Annotated in this window: 15 protein-coding genes and 1 pseudogene; 11 read left to right on the top strand and 5 right to left on the bottom strand. The window is 70.9% G+C overall.

The window, feature by feature from the left end; genetic code table 11:
• Positions 1 to 9 precede the first annotated feature (9 nt).
• The 5 genes from ABT369_RS16270 to ABT369_RS16250 all read left to right on the top strand — a co-directional run bounded on the left by ABT369_RS16270 (position 10) and on the right by ABT369_RS16250 (position 4001).
• Positions 10 to 1149, top strand: coding sequence for a glycosyltransferase family 4 protein (locus ABT369_RS16270; RefSeq protein ID WP_350612667.1), 1140 nt, complete (start codon positions 10 to 12; stop codon positions 1147 to 1149).
• 10 nt (positions 1150 to 1159) lie between these two features.
• On the top strand, positions 1160 to 1624 hold the full coding sequence (locus tag ABT369_RS16265) for a hypothetical protein (RefSeq protein WP_350612666.1): 465 nt from the start codon (positions 1160 to 1162) through the stop codon (positions 1622 to 1624).
• Positions 1625 to 1723: 99 nt separating this feature from the next.
• Positions 1724 to 2623 carry a pyridoxal 5'-phosphate synthase lyase subunit PdxS gene (gene pdxS, locus ABT369_RS16260; protein ID WP_350612664.1) on the top strand — a complete coding sequence of 300 codons (900 nt, stop codon included), beginning with the start codon at positions 1724 to 1726 and terminating at the stop codon, positions 2621 to 2623.
• Positions 2620 to 3243, top strand: a complete 624-nt coding sequence (gene pdxT, locus ABT369_RS16255; RefSeq protein WP_350612663.1) for a pyridoxal 5'-phosphate synthase glutaminase subunit PdxT — start codon at positions 2620 to 2622, stop codon at positions 3241 to 3243. The genes pdxS and pdxT overlap by 4 nt, the downstream gene beginning before the upstream one ends.
• Before the next feature lie 2 nt (positions 3244 to 3245).
• Positions 3246 to 4001, top strand: a complete 756-nt coding sequence (locus ABT369_RS16250; protein ID WP_350612661.1) for a YebC/PmpR family DNA-binding transcriptional regulator — start codon at positions 3246 to 3248, stop codon at positions 3999 to 4001.
• Positions 4002 to 4068: 67 nt separating this feature from the next.
• Here the strand turns inward: ABT369_RS16250 and ABT369_RS16245 are convergent, their stop codons facing one another.
• The 5 genes from ABT369_RS16245 to ABT369_RS16225 form a co-directional block, all read right to left on the bottom strand.
• A complete protein-coding gene (locus ABT369_RS16245; protein ID WP_350612659.1) occupies positions 4069 to 4299 on the bottom strand; it encodes a DivIVA domain-containing protein in 231 nt (76 codons plus the stop codon).
• A 951-nt stretch (positions 4300 to 5250) separates the two neighbouring features.
• On the bottom strand, positions 5251 to 6465 hold the full coding sequence (locus ABT369_RS16240) for a cytochrome P450 (protein WP_350612658.1): 1215 nt from the start codon (positions 6463 to 6465) through the stop codon (positions 5251 to 5253).
• Positions 6466 to 6500: 35 nt separating this feature from the next.
• Positions 6501 to 8054: an FAD-dependent oxidoreductase gene (locus tag ABT369_RS16235; protein ID WP_350612656.1), complete on the bottom strand. Its 1554-nt coding sequence runs from the start codon at positions 8052 to 8054 to the stop codon at positions 6501 to 6503.
• Between the two features lie 34 nt (positions 8055 to 8088).
• Positions 8089 to 8913, bottom strand: coding sequence for a sensor histidine kinase (locus tag ABT369_RS16230; RefSeq protein WP_350612655.1), 825 nt, complete (start codon positions 8911 to 8913; stop codon positions 8089 to 8091).
• Entirely contained in the window at positions 8910 to 9557 is a 648-nt protein-coding gene (locus ABT369_RS16225) for a response regulator (protein WP_350612654.1), read from the bottom strand. The genes ABT369_RS16230 and ABT369_RS16225 overlap by 4 nt, the downstream gene beginning before the upstream one ends.
• Before the next feature lie 125 nt (positions 9558 to 9682).
• Between ABT369_RS16225 and ABT369_RS16220 the strand changes: the two are divergent.
• The 6 genes and pseudogenes from ABT369_RS16220 to ABT369_RS16195 form a co-directional block, all read left to right on the top strand.
• A pseudogene (locus ABT369_RS16220) lies at positions 9683 to 10039 on the top strand (GtrA family protein); the annotation flags it as partial.
• A gap of 13 nt (positions 10040 to 10052) precedes the next feature.
• Positions 10053 to 11354, top strand: coding sequence for a glycosyltransferase (locus ABT369_RS16215; protein ID WP_350612652.1), 1302 nt, complete (start codon positions 10053 to 10055; stop codon positions 11352 to 11354).
• A 79-nt stretch (positions 11355 to 11433) separates the two neighbouring features.
• Positions 11434 to 12951 carry an ArnT family glycosyltransferase gene (locus tag ABT369_RS16210; protein ID WP_350612651.1) on the top strand — a complete coding sequence of 506 codons (1518 nt, stop codon included), beginning with the start codon at positions 11434 to 11436 and terminating at the stop codon, positions 12949 to 12951.
• Between the two features lie 13 nt (positions 12952 to 12964).
• Positions 12965 to 14422: a hypothetical protein gene (locus tag ABT369_RS16205; RefSeq protein WP_350612650.1), complete on the top strand. Its 1458-nt coding sequence runs from the start codon at positions 12965 to 12967 to the stop codon at positions 14420 to 14422.
• A gap of 5 nt (positions 14423 to 14427) precedes the next feature.
• Positions 14428 to 15447 carry a sensor histidine kinase gene (locus ABT369_RS16200; RefSeq protein ID WP_350612649.1) on the top strand — a complete coding sequence of 340 codons (1020 nt, stop codon included), beginning with the start codon at positions 14428 to 14430 and terminating at the stop codon, positions 15445 to 15447.
• Positions 15444 to 16115 carry a response regulator gene (locus ABT369_RS16195; RefSeq protein WP_350612648.1) on the top strand — a complete coding sequence of 224 codons (672 nt, stop codon included), beginning with the start codon at positions 15444 to 15446 and terminating at the stop codon, positions 16113 to 16115. Before ABT369_RS16200 ends, ABT369_RS16195 begins: the two co-directional genes overlap by 4 nt.
• Positions 16116 to 16291: the final 176 nt, after the last annotated feature.

Below are 16291 nucleotides of genomic sequence, written 5' to 3'. Positions count from 1 at the left end.
GGAGGGACGTTGCGCATCGGGATCGTCTGCCCGTACTCGTTCGACGTGCCCGGCGGGGTGCAGAACCACGTCCGCGACCTCGCCGAGACGCTCATCGCGCTCGGCCATCACGTCAGTGTCCTGGCCCCGGGGGACGACGAGGGCATGACCCTGCCCTACGTCGTGCCGGCCGGGCGGACCGTGCCGGTGCCGTACAACGGCTCGGTCGCCCGCGTCTCGTTCGGCCTGATCTCCGCGACCCGGGTGCGCCGCTGGCTCGCCGCGGGGCGCTTCGACGTGCTGCACGTGCACGAGCCGCTGATCCCGAGCCTGTCGATGCTCGCGGTGCTCTCCGCGCGCGGCCCGGTCGTGGCGACCTTCCACACCGCGATGACCCGCTCGCGGGCCCTCGCTGCGGCGCAGGGCGTGCTCCAGCTCGTGCTCGAGAAGATCACCGGGCGGATCGCCGTCTCGGAACTGGCCCGCAAGGTGCAGGTCGAGCACCTGGGCGGGTCGGCCTGGGAGATCCCGAACGGGGTGCAGGCGTCGAAGTACCGTGACGCGATTCCCCTGGACGGCTGGCCGGGCGACGGCGGGGCGCTCGGGTTCATCGGCCGGTTCACGGAGCCGCGGAAGGGGTTTCGGTACCTTCTGGACGGTTTCGCCGCTCTTGCGGCCGATCGTCCCGGGCTCCGGCTGCTCGTCGCCGGGCCGGGCGACCCCGAGGACGTCATGGAGGACTTCCCGTACCGTGATCGCGTCGGGGATCGCGTCGTCTTCCTCGGCAAGGTGTCGGAGCCGGACAAGGCCCGGATGCTGCGCAGCGTCGACCTCTACGTCGCCCCCAACACCGGCGGCGAGTCCTTCGGCATGATCCTCACGGAGGCGATGGCGGCCGGCACCGCCGTGCTGGCCAGCGAGCTCGACGCGTTCCGGCGGGTGCTCGACGGCGGCGCGGCCGGGGCGCTGTTCCCGGTCGGTGACGCCGCCGCCCTGGCCCGCACGGCCGCGGCCCTGCTCGACGACCCCGCCCGCCGGGCCGCCCTGGCCGCCCGGGGCGCCGAGGTGGTGGCCGCCTACGACTGGCCGGTCGTCGCCGAGCGGGTCCTCGAGGTGTATTCAACCGCCATCGAGGTTGCCGGAGCCACCGTCCAGGAATCCGTCCCGTAGGCTGCGCCGCATGTGGTGGGTGATCGCCGTGGTGGCCGTGGTGGTCGCGGTGGCCACCTACCTGACGTGGCTCGCGGCCCGCGTCGACCGGCTCCACGCGCGGGCGGCCGCGGCCTACGCGACCCTCGACGCGCACCTGGTGCGCCGGGCCGCCGCCGCGGTGGCCCTGGCCGAGGCGGCCCAGCTGCCCACGCTCATGTACGCGGCCAAGATCGCCCTCGACGCCCAGCCGGACGACCGCGAGGTGGCCGAGAACGACCTCACCCGCCACCTGCGCCTGGACTTCGGCGCCACCCCCGTCGACGACACGTTGGTGCAGGTCAGCCGACGGGTGGCCCTGGCTCGTCAGGTGCACAACGACGTCGTGCGCGACGCCCTCGCCGTGCGCCGCCGGGGCCTGGTGCGGGTGTTCCGGCTGGCCAGAAAACACCCCGTTCCGGCCTACTTCGACGTCGACGACCCCTCCCTTTCGTGATTCGTGGGCCACAGGGTTGCCGTTGGCCGTCGGGGTGAGGGGTGACGGAAGCGTAAACTTGCGGGTGAATCCAGCTTTCCCTGTTAGGAGTGCGTCGTCGTGTCCTCACCCACTTCGCCGGTCACCGGCACCGCCCGCGTCAAGCGCGGCATGGCCGAGATGCTCAAGGGCGGCGTCATCATGGACGTCGTCACGCCCGAGCAGGCCAAGATCGCGGAGGACGCCGGCGCCGTCGCGGTGATGGCGCTCGAGCGGGTCCCCGCCGACATCCGCGCGCAGGGCGGCGTGTCGCGCATGAGCGACCCCGACATGATCGACGGCATCATCAACGCCGTCTCCATCCCGGTCATGGCCAAGGCCCGCATCGGGCACTTCGTCGAGGCCCAGGTGCTCCAGGCGCTCGGCGTCGACTACGTCGACGAGTCCGAGGTGCTCACCCCGGCCGACTACGCCAACCACATCGACAAGTGGGCGTTCACGGTGCCGTTCGTGTGCGGCGCCACCAACCTCGGCGAGGCGCTGCGGCGCATCAACGAGGGCGCGGCCATGATCCGCTCCAAGGGCGAGGCCGGCACCGGCGACGTCTCCAACGCCACCACCCACATGCGCAAGATCCGCGGCGAGATCCGCCGGCTGACCTCGCTGCCCGAGGACGAGCTGTTCGTCGCGGCCAAGGAGCTCCAGGCGCCGTACGAGCTGGTCAAGGAGGTCGCCGAGAACGGCAAGCTGCCCGTCGTGCTGTTCACCGCCGGCGGCATCGCGACCCCGGCCGACGCGGCGATGATGATGCAGCTCGGCGCCGAGGGCGTCTTCGTCGGCTCCGGCATCTTCAAGTCCGGCAACCCGCAGCAGCGCGCCGCCGCGATCGTCAAGGCCACCACCTTCCACGACGACCCCGACGTGCTGGCCAAGGTCTCCCGGGGCCTGGGCGAGGCCATGGTCGGCATCAACGTGGACGAGATCCCGCAGCCGCACCGCCTCGCCGAGCGGGGCTGGTGACCGCCCCCGTGATCATCGGCGTGCTCGCCCTGCAGGGCGATACCCGTGAACACCTGCACGCGGTGGCCGATCTCGACGCGATCGGCCGCCCCGTGCGACGGGCCGACGAGCTCGACTCCGTCGACGGCCTGATCATCCCCGGCGGCGAGTCGACCACGATGAGCAAGCTGGCGATCGAGTTCGGCCTGCTCGAGCCGCTGCGCAAGCGGATCGCGGCCGGCCTGCCCGTCTACGGCTCCTGCGCCGGCATGATCATGCTGGCCTCGACGATCCTGGACGGCCGCGCCGACCAGGTCCCGTTCGGCGGCATCGACATGACCGTCCGCCGTAACGCGTTCGGCCGCCAGGTCGATTCGTTCGAGGGCACCGTGGACATTTCGGGCATCGACGGCGGGCCCTTCCACGCCGTGTTCATCCGCGCGCCCTGGGTCGAGAGTGTGGAAGACTCCGTCGAGGTGCTGGGCCGCGTGAAGGATGGCCCGGCCGCCGGTAGGATTGTCGCGGTTCGGCAGCGGCACCTGCTCGCGACATCCTTCCACCCCGAGCTCACCGGCGACCTACGCGTCCATCGGTACTTCGTGGAGATGGTGCGCGAGGCGGGTAAGACGACGGAGGGTTAGGCATGTCGGGGCACTCTAAATGGGCGACCACCAAGCACAAGAAGGCGGTCATCGACGCCAAGCGTGGGAAGCTCTTCGCCCGCCTGATCAAGAACGTCGAGGTGGCTGCCCGCACGGGCGGCGGTGACCCGGCCGGCAACCCGACCCTCTTCGACGCCATCCAGAAGGCGAAGAAGAACTCGGTCCCCAACGACAACATCAACAACGCGGTCAAGCGCGGCTCGGGCCTCATCGGCGGCGGCGCGGACTGGCAGACGGCCATGTACGAGGGCTACGGCCCGAACGGCGTCGCCATCCTCATCGAGTGCCTGACGGACAACCGCAACCGAGCCTCGACGGAGGTGCGGGTCGCCCTGACGCGCAACGGCGGCTCGCTGGCCGACGCGGGCAGCGTGTCGTACATGTTCACCCGCAAGGGTGTCGTGATCGTCCCGAAGGCCGGCGAGCTGACCGAGGACGACCTGCTCATGGCCGTCCTCGACGCGGGCGCCGAGGAGGTCAACGACCTCGGCGAGGCCTTCGAGATCATCTCCGAGGCCTCGGACCTGGTCCCCGTGCGCACGGCCCTGCAGGACGCGGGGATCGACTACGAGAGCGCGGAGTCGTCCTTCGTCCCGAGCGTGACCGTCCCCCTGGACGAGGAGGGCGCGCGCAAGGTCTTCAAGGTGATCGACGCCCTGGAGGACTGCGACGACGTGCAGAACGTCTACGCGAACTTCGACGTGAGCGACGAGGTCATGGCCCTGGTCGAGGCCTGAATCTTCCCTTTGGAGGCGGCGTCCCCGGTGCATTCGGGCGGCGCCGTCTTTGCTTTGCCGCTGTCGCTCAACCGCCGAGCTCCCGCGTGACCTGGGCTAAGTACTGATCGACTTGAGCCCGGTCGTACCCGCGCAGCACGACGCCGATCTTCGCCTCGCGGATCGCGGCGAGGGCTTGGGCGCGCTGAGCGGGATCACGGCCGGCGAGCGCCGACTCGGCCCGCCCGACCAGGTCCTGAACCGCATTGACGTCGTACCCGCGCGGCGAAACCTCAAATTCCGGCATGCCCGCGATCATGTCGGACGCTTGCAACCTTGATATTGTCCTGGGGTGATCGCGTCGTCACCGTTGGCATTGACGGGCATGATCGGTTAGGTCGCATGTGATAGGGTTTTTCTTAAGCAGCGCCGGAACCCTCCTGGAGCCCTTGCGTCGCGGTGTGGATGGATCGCGGCGAGTTGGGCCCAAAGGTAGCGGTCGCGGCGGTCGGGATGTGAGCCAGGCGCACCGCGTGGGTGCGGTCGCGCGAAGTCCGCACGCTCGCAGCGGCTGTGTTGATCCAGCTGGCCGTGGGTGTTTGTCCTGCCCCGAGCGCGTCCATCCGGTTCGCGGAGTGCTGCTTCGGCCCGATGGTGCGATCCCGCGGTGCTCGACCAGCTTCGGCTCACGCTCGTAGTCCCGTGCGAGCCGGCCGCCTGGGCTGATCTCGGGGCAAGATCCCTCGTCGTTCGTCGCGTCGGCGGCGGTGCGGTAACCGTCGGTCTGGGGCGGTTGTTGTTGTGGGAACGCGCCTATTCGCAGCTTGATCGCGTCCACCCGGAACCCCGGCGTCGTCGCCGCAGACCCGCGCCGGCCTTCGCGGATTTCGGCGGCTCGGCGAGTGCCTTCACCGTTGCGCGCAACGGAATGGGCTCGTTTGGTGGGCTATCTGCGCAAATCATCAAATCGCGACAAATCGTCCAGCGTGCGAATGGTCGGTTCTCGGTCCCGCGAGTGGACGCAGCCCCCGCCGTTTGGCGTCGGGCCGCGGCGCGTCGCCCCGCCGGGGCCAAATCGATATAAGTCGATCAAGTGCCCCCGCGTAGGTGGCGCGGGGGCCGAAGCCGCCGCTGGTGCTGGGGGCCCCGCGGTTGGTGTCGCACCGCGACTCCAGGTACGACACGGCCCACCGCAGGACGGCGCTCAGGCGGTTCCTCCGGGCGGCCGCGCACGAGCCAGCCGCGCCACCGAGGCCGGGGGCCGGTGCCGTCAATCGAGCGCCACGCGCAGGTGGCGGGGGCCGCGCAGGACGGCGCTCAGGCGGTACTCCGGCGGATCCTCCAGCAGCCGCGCACGAGCCAGCACCGGAGCCAAAGCCGTCAGAGCGACCTGAGCCTCCAGCCGAGCCAGCGGCGCCCCGAAGCAGTAGTGAATCCCGTCGCCGAACCCAAGATGCTGAGCCGGCCGCCGATCCGGGTCGAACCGGTCCGGGTCCGGGAACTGCTCCGGGTCCCGGTTGCCCGCGGCCAGGACCAGCGTGATCGACGCGCCCGCCGGGATCGTGGTCCCCGCGATCGGGATGTCGTCGAGCGCCGTACGCCACGGCAGCATCTGCACCGGCGGGTCGTAGCGCAGCACCTCCTCGACGAACGGCACCACGATGTCCGGCTCGGCGAGCAGGCGCTCCAGCCACGCCCCCTGGCGCAGCAGGATGAGCGCGCTGTTGGCGATCAGGTTGACCGTGGTCTCATGGCCGGCGATGAGCAGCAGCATCGCGGTGCTGACCAGCTCGGAGCGGGACATCCGCCCGTCGGGGCCGTCGTCGGTGGCCAGGCCCGTGAGCAGGTCGCCGCCCAGAGCCGCCCCGCCGTCGGGGGTGGCCAGGTCGGCCAGGCGGGCGTCGACCAGCTCGCCGAGGTACTGGGCCAGGTCGGCCAGGGCGGCCCGGTTCGGCTCGACCGAGATCAGGGCCGCGTCGATCCAGGCCCGGAACCGCGGCTCGTCCGCCATGGGGACGCCGAGCAGGGAGCAGATGACCTGGACCGGCAGGGGGTACGCGAAATGGTCGACCAGGTCCACGGTGGACAGTGGGAAGGCCGCCACCAGGGACCGCGCCAGCGAGGTCAGCGTCGGCTCCAGGTCGGCCACGCGGTGCGGGGTGTGCGGCGGGCCGAAGGGGCGGGTGGCCAGGCGGCGCAGGCGGTCGTGTCCGGGCGGGTCCTGGCGCAGGAAGCTCGGCGGCAGTCCGACCAGATCCGCCGTCGCGCCGGACGACGACTTCTCCGCCAGGTCGGGAATGTCGGAGGAGCTCACCCGCGGATCGTGCAGGAGCGCGGTGATCGCGTCGAAGGTGCTCACCACGTAGGTGCCGTCCTGCGTCACCGCGACCGGGGTGCGGCGCAGGGAGGTGAGCAGGGGGTAGGGGTCGTGGCGGTTCACGGGATCCAGGACCGCGCCGAATGCGGAGGCGACCGCTGTCGTCATCGGAAGGTTCCAATCAAAGCTGCAAGAAAAAGGAGTCAGGAGATTCGAGCCAGGTTCGGGCGGTGGCCGGTCGCCATCACGGTGGCGTCCCTGGCCAGGGTCGCCGGGTCCGGGACGCCCGCCGGGACCGGCAACGTGTCGTCCGGACGGTCGGCCGAGTTGAACGACGGCGGAAACGGTGCTGCCTGTTCGATCTGGCGCGCGTAGAACGGCAGCCACTTGGCGTGGTTGAAGGTCACCGCGGCGGTGATACGGCCTCGATAGCCGTACGCCGCGGCGAACCGGCGGTCCGCCACCGAGCCCTGGACGACCATCACCTCGTCGGAGAAGGTCGGTACACCCACGGATTTGATGTTGATCCCGAACTGGGCGGACCAGAACCGCGGCATGTGCAGGTGCGGCCACCGGTCCGACTCGTCGCTCACCATGTTGTGCGCGGCCACCTCGGCCTGGGCCACGGCGTTGGCCCAGTGCTCCAGGGCCAGGAACTGGTAGCCGAACAGCGCGTTCGGCGACCGCGCCACGTCGCCGGCCACGAAGACGTCGTCCGTCACCACGCCGTTGATGTCGAAGGCGCGGCAGCCCGCGTCGCAGGCCACGCCCCACGGGCCGGCGGCGAGCCCGGAGTGGGCGAGCCATTCGACGTTGCGCTCGCCGCCCAGCGCGGCCACCACCACGTCGACGTCGAGCACGTCGCCGTCCGACAGCACCGCCCGCCGCACCCGGTGGTCGCCCTCGAGGCGGGTCACGGTCACGCCGCAGCGCAGGTCGACGCCGTGCGCGCGCTGCAGGTCGGCGGCGATCGAGCCGATGGTGGAGCCGAGCGCGCCCTCCAGCGGCGTGCTCGCGGCCTCGGCCACGGTCACGTCCAGGCCCAGCGAGCGGCACGTCGAGGCCACCTCCGAGCCGGTGAACCCGGCGCCGACGACGAGCACGCGGCCGGGGCGGGAGCCGTCGGCGGGCAGCAGGCGATGCTGCAGCGCGATCGCGTCGTCGCGGGTGCGCAGGACGAACACGCCGTCGAATTCCGGGCCGGGCCACGGGCGGGCGCGCACGCCGGTGGCGATCAGCAGGCGGTCGAACGGGACCGCGGTGCCGTCGCTGAGCTGCACCCGGCGGCCGGGCAGGTCCAGGGCGAGCGCGCGCACGCCGAGGCGCCAGCGGGCGTCGAGGTCGGACCGGCGCGGCAGGCCGGTCGCGTCGGGGCGGATGCGGCCGCCGAGGGCCTGTTTGGACAGGGGCGGGCGGTCGTACGGGCCGTAGGGCTCGTCGTCGATCAGCGTGAGCGAGCCCGAGTAGCCCTCCTCGCGCAGCGCCTCGGCCGCCCGCAAACCGGCGAGGGAGGCGCCGACGATCACGATGCGCCCGACGGAGGGGCCCGTCATCGCCGGCATGGCGACGGAGCTGACCCGGTCGAGCTGGATCGCCTGCACCGGGCACGCGGCCGCCGCCCGGCGCACGGCGGCGTCGACGGTCGGTGAGGGGTCGTAGAACAGGGCCTCGTCACCCTGTATCTGAAAGGCCGAGGGGGCGAGGAAGGCGCACTGCGCGTACCCCTGACACCTGGTGAGGTCGACAACCACACGCATGCGTCAAGCCTGGCAACGCGCGTGACGGGAGGACTCACCCCAAGGGAAGGGCCGCCCGGATCACGGTCCCGGAACCGGGCGCGCTGAGGATGTCGAGCGTCCCGCCCAGCAGCAGGGCCCGCTCGCGCATCGAGTGCAGCCCGAGCCGCCCCGGGAACGACGTCGACGGCGCGAAGCCCACGCCGTCGTCGGACACCTCCAGCACCACGCGGCTGTCGTCGCCGGCCAGCCGCACGGTGACCTGCGAGGCCTCGGCGTGCCGGGCGGCGTTGCCGAGGGCCTCCAGCGCGATGCGGTACAACGCCTCCTCCACCTGCGGGCTGACCGCCGGATCGGCGTCGAGTTGCAGCCCCCACCCGGCCCGCCCGGGCGTGGCGTGCAGGGTGTCGAAGGCGCTGCGCAGGGCCGCGGCGAGCCCGGCGCCGCCGAGGGTCTCGGGGCGCAGCCGCAGGATGATGCCGCGCAGGTCGGTCAGGCCCGCCGTGGCCGTCTCCTTGATCCAGGCCAGCGAGGCCTCGGCGTGCGCCGGGTTGCCGTAGAGCAGCTCCGCGGCCGTGCCCGCGCCGAGGCTGATGCCGTACAGCGTCTGCACCACCGAGTCGTGCAGGTCCCGAGCCAGCCGGGCCGGTGCGGCCAGCAGCTGCTCGGCGAGGGGCACGAACGGTGCCAGGCTGGACGGGCGGGGGGCCCGGCGCCCGGCGACGGCCAGCACCCCGCCGGTCACCGGCAGGTAGGTCGCGCGCCGGGTCCGGATCGGCCGCCGGGCCGCCAGGGCATCGGTGACGACCGCCGTGTCGAAACCGGCCGCCGACCCGGACACGACGGCCCCTCGCGCGTCGAAGACGACGACCGACGTCACGAGGGGGCCGCCGCGTGCACCGGGACCAGCCCGACCCGCATCGCGTAGAGCGCGGCCTGCGTGCGGCTGGACATGCCGAGCTTCTGCAGGATGTTACTGACGTGCGTCTTGACCGTCTGCGGCGCGATGTGCAGCTCCCGGGCGATCTGCCCGTTGGCGCGCCCGCGGGCCAGCAGCGTCAGCACCTCCTCCTCCCGCCGGGTCAGCTGCGGCGGGTTGGCCGGCACGTGCACGTCGCGTACCAGCCGGGCCGCGACCGCGGGGGAGAGCTGCACCTGGCCGGCGGCCGCGGCGCGCACGGCCCGGTGCAGCTCCTCGGCGTCGGTGTCCTTCAGGAGGTACCCCACCGCGCCCGCGTGCAGCGCGTCGGCGATGAGCTGCGGCTCGAGGTACCCGCTGAGCGCCACCACCTCCACGTCCGGCAGCTCCCGGCGGATCACACCGATCGCGGTGATCCCGTCGAGGACCGGCATCAGCAGGTCCATCAGCACGAGGTCGGGCCGCAGCTCGTGGGCCAGCGCCACGGCCTCCTGCCCGTCGGCCGCGGCGCCGACCGGCTCCAGGTCGCCGCTGAGCGACAGGAAGCGATACAGCCCCTCGCGCACCATGGCGTGGTCGTCTGCGATCAAGATCCGGGTACTCATCGCCGCGCGGACTACCCACAAAACGTCCAAGCGGTCTACGCCAAATGGGGGAGGCCGAAGGTGTGGGGCCCGGCAGCACCCCGGCGTGATGCCCCGGGGGCCCGTGCGTCGGCACGGTTGGGAGCGTGACGCACTCCTTGCACCGGCTGAGCCGGTTCTCCCTGGTGGGAGTCAGCGGTGTCGTCGTGAACAACGTCGCCCTGCTCACGCTGCACGGGCTGCTCGGGCTCGCGCTGCTGCCCGCGACCGTGGCCGCGGTCGAGCTCGCCCTCGTGTCCAACTACGTGCTGCACGAACTGTGGACCTTTCGCCGGAGGCGCCTTTCGCTGACGCGCTTCGCCTACTTCAGTCTCGCCGGGCTGGCCGCCCTGCCCGTCAACGTGATCGTCGTCCAGCTGCTGGTCGCACTCGGCCTGCACTACCTCCCCGCCAACCTGGTCGGTATCGCGGCCGGCTTCGGGGTCAACTTCGCCGTCAGCTCGAAGTGGATTTGGAGTGAACGCACCGATGGAGCAGCTGGTGTTGGCCGTCCTCACGCTGATCTCGCTGGTGCTGACGGTGCAGGCGGCGCACGCCCTGTATCTCATGATCTACACGTGGGACCAGCCCGAGGCGGACGCCAAGGCCCGGGTGCCCGATCAACGTGCTACGCCGGAACTCTCCTTCACCGCCATCCTCCCGGCGCGCCACGAGGAGGAGGTCATCCAAGCCACCATCGCCCGCGCCGCGTCCGCTGACTACCCGCCGCACCTGGTGCAGATCCTCGTCGTGTGCTCGGCGGACGACGTGGGCACCATCGAGCAGGCCCGGGCCCAGGTGAGCGCCCTGCGAGCGGTCGGGCGCAGCAACGTCGACGTGGTCGTGTTCGACGACGGGCCGATCAACAAGCCGCACGGGCTCAACACCGCGCTGCGCCACGCCACCAGCGACGTGGTGTCCATCTTCGACGCCGAGGACGAGGTCCAGCCGGAGCTGTTCGACATCGTCAACACCATCATGCTGTCCGACGACGTCAGCGTCGTGCAGGCCGGCGTACAGCTGATGAACTTCGACTCCAACTGGTACTCGACGTTCAACGTCCTGGAGTACTTCTTCTGGTTCCGCAGCCGCCTGCACTACCACGCCAAGAACGGCGCGATCACCCTCGGCGGCAACACGGTCTTCTTCAAGAAGGACCTCATCGAGCGCCTCGGCGGCTGGGACGAGACGAACCTGACCGAGGACGCGGACATCGGCCTGCGGGTCTCCAGCATGGGGGAGAAGGTCCGGGTGGTCTATGACGACCGGTACGTCACCAAGGAGGAGACCCCGCCGACCCTGCAGAGCTTCATCAAGCAGCGCACCCGCTGGTGCCAGGGGTTCATGCAGACGCTCGGCAAGGGCACCTGGAAGCTGATGCCCAACCGGCGGCAGCGGTTCCTGGCCTGGTACACCCTGGCCTTCCCGCACGTGCAGGCGATGCTCGGCTTCTACCTGCCGGTCGCGATGCTGTCCGCGTTCGTGCTCAGCGTGCCGGTGCCGGTCGCGATGCTGTCGTGGCTGCCGGTCCTGCTGCTCGGCGCGCACTTCGTGATGTCCGTCGTCGGGCTGTACGAGTTCACCGGCGCGCACGGGCTCAAGGCCGGGCCGGGCACCGTGGTGAAGATGGCGCTGACCTGGTTCCCGTACCAGATGGTGCTGTCCTACGCGGCCGGCCGGGCGCTCTACCGCCAGCTCAAGGGCGCGACCAACTGGGAGAAGACGGCCCACGTCGGCGCCCACCGCACCGAGGCTCCGGAGCTGACCAATGTCGGCTGACGTTCTTACCAGACCTGGCAAAAAGCCATCACCCCGCAGCGTCAAGGTCTCCCCGAAGGCCCCGAAGCTGCTCATCGCCGTGTCGCTGCTGATCGGGCTCGTGAGCCACGGCTGGAACATGTTCCGGTATCCGCTGTACCTCACCGACGAGGGCATCTACATGGAGCAGGCCTGGTCGGTGCTCAAGGAGGCCAAGCTCTCCCCGTACACGTACTTCTACGACCACGCCCCGATGGGCTGGCTGGCCCTGGCCGGCTGGGTCGGCATCCTGCCGGGTGGCTTCCAGGCCTTCGGCAACGCCATCAACACCGGCCGGGCGCTCATGCTCATCGTGCACCTGGCGTCGGTGTTCCTGATGTTCGAGACGGTGCGCCGGTTCACCGCCTCCAAACCGGCGGCGTTCCTGGCCGTGTTCGTCTTCAACCTCTCGCCGCTCGGGGTGTACTACCAGCGCCAGGTCCTGCTCGACAACCTCATGATGTTCTGGATCCTGCTCGGGCTCTACATGCTGGCCCGGCGCGACGGGCGGATCGTCACCGCGATGGGCGCCGGCGCCTGCTTCGGCCTGGCGCTGGTGACGAAGGAGAACGCGCTGTTCCTGCTGCCCGGCTGCGCGTACCTGCTGCACAAGACCATCCGGGAGCAGTCCAACCGGCGCTTCGGGCTCAGCTTCTGGTGGTTCGCCTTGCTGGCCCCGGTCACCGCGTACCTGCTGTTCGCCCAGATCAAGAACGAGCTGTTCCCGGAGGGCCTGCACTTCAGCCCGGACAACAACCAGCTCAAGGGCCACGTGTCGCTGCTCAACACCATCTGGTGGCAGCTGCACCGCAACTCCAACAGCTCCACCGGCCTGTCGTTCACCTACCTGCTGCAACAGAGCTGGCTGTTCAAGGACCGGTACATCCTCATCGGCGGCGTCGCCGCCACGGTGCTCACGCTCATCTCGGGCCGGCGCAACAAACGGCTGCGCACGCCGATGCTCGCCTGCGCCCTGATGGCCCTCGGATACGCGTTCTACTTGAGCCGCAGCGCGCTGCTCGACTTCTACATCGCGCCGATGGTGCCGCTGTTCGCGCTGAACCTGGGCATGTTCTTCGGCTGGCTGACCCGGCGCACCAACCAGGGCGGGGCGGCCGTGCTCGTCGCCTGCCTGCTGGTGCCGGTGCTGGTGATGCCGGGCGGGTTCCTGGTGAAGTACAACGCCAGGGGCCAGCTGGAGTTCAGCGACGCCTACCGGCTGCCGCTGACCCAGTTGCAGGAGCAGCAGGTCGCCTGGATCAAGGCGAACATCCCGACCAATGCGCGGCTCATCATCGACGACGACATATGGGTGGCGCTGCACGACAGCAACCCGCCGTACAAGAACGCACACCCGCACTACAAGGCCACGTCCGACCCCGACGTGCGGGACAAGGTCTTCCACTCCAGCTGGGAGAACGTCGACTACGTCGTGATGTCGAACAAGATGCGCGACGCACTCCAGCGCGGCGGCGAGACCTGGATCATCGAGGCGATCGACCAGCACGGGCAGACCGTCTGGCAGGCCACCCGGGGCGACGTCTCGCTGTCAATTGTCAAGATCGGCAATACGTCCTAGCTGGAGTGGAGCCATGCAGACGCTCAAGCACCGGCCGGCGGCCGGCCGAAACCGGAAGCGGAAACGACCGAAGATCTCACGCAAACGGCTGCTGCTGGCCGGGGCGGCGGTGGTGCTGCTCGTCATGGCGGGGCGCTCGCTGCTGCCCGCCATGGGCATCAAGGCCCCCGGCATCGGAGGCTCGTCCGAGGAGACCCCGAGCACGGTGGTGACCAAGGCCCCGCCGGCCCCGACGATCGATCTGAACGGGGTCATGGTGCAGGGCGGCGGCTCGCCGATGATCACCCTGAACCCGGGCCTGGTGCGGCTCGGCGGCGGCGTGACCGTCCAGGGGTCGGGCTTCGACCAGGGCTCGATGGTCGACGTGTACCTCGGCCCGTCCACGGCGCCGGGGCAGAAGGCCCCGCCGAGCGGCGCACCCGGCTCCAAGCCGCACCAGGTGGCCACCGCGAAGGCCGGCAAGTGGGGCGTGTTCACGGCCAACTTCACGATGCCCAACAAGATGACCGTGCCCGTGCAGGAGGTCACCGCGCAGGCGCGCGGCAGCGACAAGGTGGCGAAGGCCGACGCGTCGGTGGCCCAGGGCGCCGGCCAGGCGACGCTCTCGGCGATCGTCGGCAAGCCCGGCGACACGATCAACCTGACGGTGAAGGGGTTCGCCCCCGGCGAGCAGCTCAACGTCTACTGGGGCCGGATCAACGGCGACCCGAACCTCACCCTCAAGGCCGACGAGGGTGGCTCGGTGGGTAAGACGCCCATCAGAGTTGGCGTCACGGCGGTCGGCACGACAAGTCTGGTGGTCGTGGGCAAGACCAGTGGCGCGGCGGCGAGCGCGCCGTTCCAGGTGCTGCGGTTGTACCCGTCCATCAAGCTGGCGCCGTACGCCGTGAAGGCCACCCAGAAGATCACCTTCTCCGGCTCCGGCTTCGCGCCCGGGGAGCGGGTGCTGGTGCGCCTCAACGCGGCCGGGGGCCAGCCGGTCATGGCGATCTCGACCGACGACGCCGGCGTGTTCAAGGGCGCCGGGCTGGTGATGCCGTTCCAGCTCAAGGGCGCCCAGTCGCTGGTGTTCACCGGCGAGCAGAGCCGGGCGGCGGTCTCCACCGGCTTCACCATCCTGCCGTTCACCCCGCAGGCGCGCACGAACGCGTACGGCGGTCTGCCCGGCACCGTGGTGAACTTCTACGCCACCCAGTTCGCGCCGAACGAGGCCGTGCACGTGACCGTCAGGACCGCCAAGGGCGCCACGCCGCAGCTGGTGGCCGCGTTCCGGGTCGACGCGAAGGGCACGGCGAGGGCGGTCGGGCAGTACACGATTCCGGGCAACACCGAGGACACCGTGGTCTTCCAGCTGCACGGCCAGCGCAGCGACGCGACCGCGACGGTGAACTTCAAGGTCGACAAGTCCGGCGGCCCGGTGGACATCCCGTCCGCGAAGCCCTACGTGGTGCCCAAGGATCTGGAGAACTGATTCCGGTGTACTGGCAGGCGTTCCGCGCCGCCCCGGAGGCGTTGGTCGTGTTCGACGCCGCCGGGGTGGTGCGCCTGGCCAGCACCGCCGCGGAGGCCCTGTTCCGCCGCGACACCGCCGACCTGGTGGGGCGCCGCGCGGACGAGCTGTTCGTCGGCAAGCCCACGTTCACGGCCGAGGCGCCGACCGAGGCCGTGATCCGGCTGCCCGACGGCGGTGAGCTGGACGTCGAGGTGCGGGTGCGCACGCTGGAGGGCGACCCGAGCGGGATGCTCTCCCTGCACGTGGAGGAGCGCGTGGCGGACTCGCGCCGCCGGGCGGCTATGGAGCAGCGCATCGCCCGGCTCGCGCTCACCGGCCAGGAGCAGGGCGAGCTGCTCGGCGACGTGATCGTCACCCAGGAGCGGGAGCGGGCCCGCATCGCCGCCGGGGTGCACGACGACAGCCTGCAGGTGATCACCGCGGCCACCCTGCGCCTGCAGCAGCTGCGTCACCGCCTGTCCGACCCGGAGGACCTCGCGATCCTGGACCGGCTCGAGGCCTCGCTGGTGCAGGCGGCGGAGCGGCTACGACGGCTCATCTTCGACTTCCGCCCGCCGCGGCTGGCCGACGACGGGCTCGCCGCGGCCGTCGAGGACCTGCTCGACGACCTCGCCGAGCAGCACGGCATCGGCGTCCGCGTCGACTCGCGGCTCACCGGCGAGCCCGCGCTGCCGACCCGGGTGCTGCTGTTCCGGATGCTGCAGGAGGCGGTCGCCAACGTCGGCAAGCACGCCGGGGCGGATCGGTGCACGGTCATCCTCGGCGAGGAGGAGGGCGGGTACCTGGTCCGGGTCGTCGATGACGGCGTCGGCGCCGAGAACCTGCACACCGACCCGGGCCACCTCGGGCTGCTGCTCATGCGGGAGCGGGCGGCGCTGGCCGGCGGGTGGTTCCGGATCAGCAGCCTGCCGGGGCGCGGGACCACCGTCACGTTCTGGGTGCCGCGCGGCGCCGACCTCGAATCCAAGGGAGCCGTACCGTGACTCGTCCGCCCTACCGGGTGCTCATCGTCGAGGACCACCAGGTGGTCGCCGAAGGGCTCGCGGCGCTGCTCAACGAGCACCCGGAACTGCGCGTGGTGGCCCTGGCCGGCCGGGTCGGCGAGGTCGAGCACCTGGCCGACGTGGAGCGGGTCGACGTCGTGCTGTGCGACTTCTGGCTGCCCGACGGCACCGGCGCCGAGGCCGTCGCGGCGCTGCGGGCCCACCAGCCCGACGTCGCCGTGGTGTTCCTCAGCGCCGACCAGAGCGACCGGGTGATTCTCACCGCGCTGGAGGCGGGGGCGGCCGGCTACCTGGTCAAGAGCGCCGGCGGGGCCGACGTCGCCGAGGCGGTGCGCCGGGCCGTCGACGGGGAGATCCTCGTCCCGGCCCGCCAGCTGGCGAAGCTCCTGGCCCGCCGCCGCGAGCAGGCCCAGCGCTCCGAGGAGCACGCCCGGCGCCTGGACAGCCTCACGCCCCGGGAGCGGGAGATCCTCGCGCTCATGACCGAGGGCATGGACAACCGGGACATCGCGCGGGAGCTCAGCATCAGCTACACCACCGTGCGCAGCCACGTGCGGCACCTGCTGAGCAAGATGGGGGCCCGCTCGAAGCTCGAGGCGGTCGTCCGGGCCGCGGAGTGGGACCCCTCGTCGTCGGTGGGCGGCTGACCCGCGTTCGAAGCCACCTCCAGCCATCTTCAAGCCACCCCCAAGCCGCCTTCAAGGCCGTGACCTGCGGCTTCTGCCGCACGGCGGGCCGTTCTCCCGCAATTGGTGGATGCACATTTCCGGCATTTGTACGCTGACCGCATATGTCCGAAATCCGTAACGTGTTGACCTGCCCC

It is taken from the genome of Dactylosporangium sp. NPDC000244 (assembly GCF_040300725.1).
Lineage (GTDB): Bacteria > Actinomycetota > Actinomycetes > Mycobacteriales > Micromonosporaceae > Dactylosporangium.
The sequence above is the reverse complement of the archived record's forward strand: the minus strand, read 5'-3'. Positions and strand labels throughout refer to the sequence as shown.

Excerpts from the sequence above, each read along its gene's own strand:
- ABT369_RS16265 (WP_350612666.1), top strand. The coding sequence starts at position 1,160 with ATGTGGTGGGTGATCGCCGTGGTGGCCGTGGTGGTCGCGGTGGCCACC.
- ABT369_RS16250 (WP_350612661.1), top strand. The coding sequence starts at position 3,246 with ATGTCGGGGCACTCTAAATGGGCGACCACCAAGCACAAGAAGGCGGTC.
- ABT369_RS16245 (WP_350612659.1), bottom strand. The coding sequence starts at position 4,299 with ATGATCGCGGGCATGCCGGAATTTGAGGTTTCGCCGCGCGGGTACGAC.
- ABT369_RS16240 (WP_350612658.1), bottom strand. The coding sequence starts at position 6,465 with ATGACGACAGCGGTCGCCTCCGCATTCGGCGCGGTCCTGGATCCCGTG.
- ABT369_RS16235 (WP_350612656.1), bottom strand. The coding sequence starts at position 8,054 with ATGCGTGTGGTTGTCGACCTCACCAGGTGTCAGGGGTACGCGCAGTGC.
- ABT369_RS16225 (WP_350612654.1), bottom strand. The coding sequence starts at position 9,557 with ATGAGTACCCGGATCTTGATCGCAGACGACCACGCCATGGTGCGCGAG.
- ABT369_RS16205 (WP_350612650.1), top strand. The coding sequence starts at position 12,965 with ATGCAGACGCTCAAGCACCGGCCGGCGGCCGGCCGAAACCGGAAGCGG.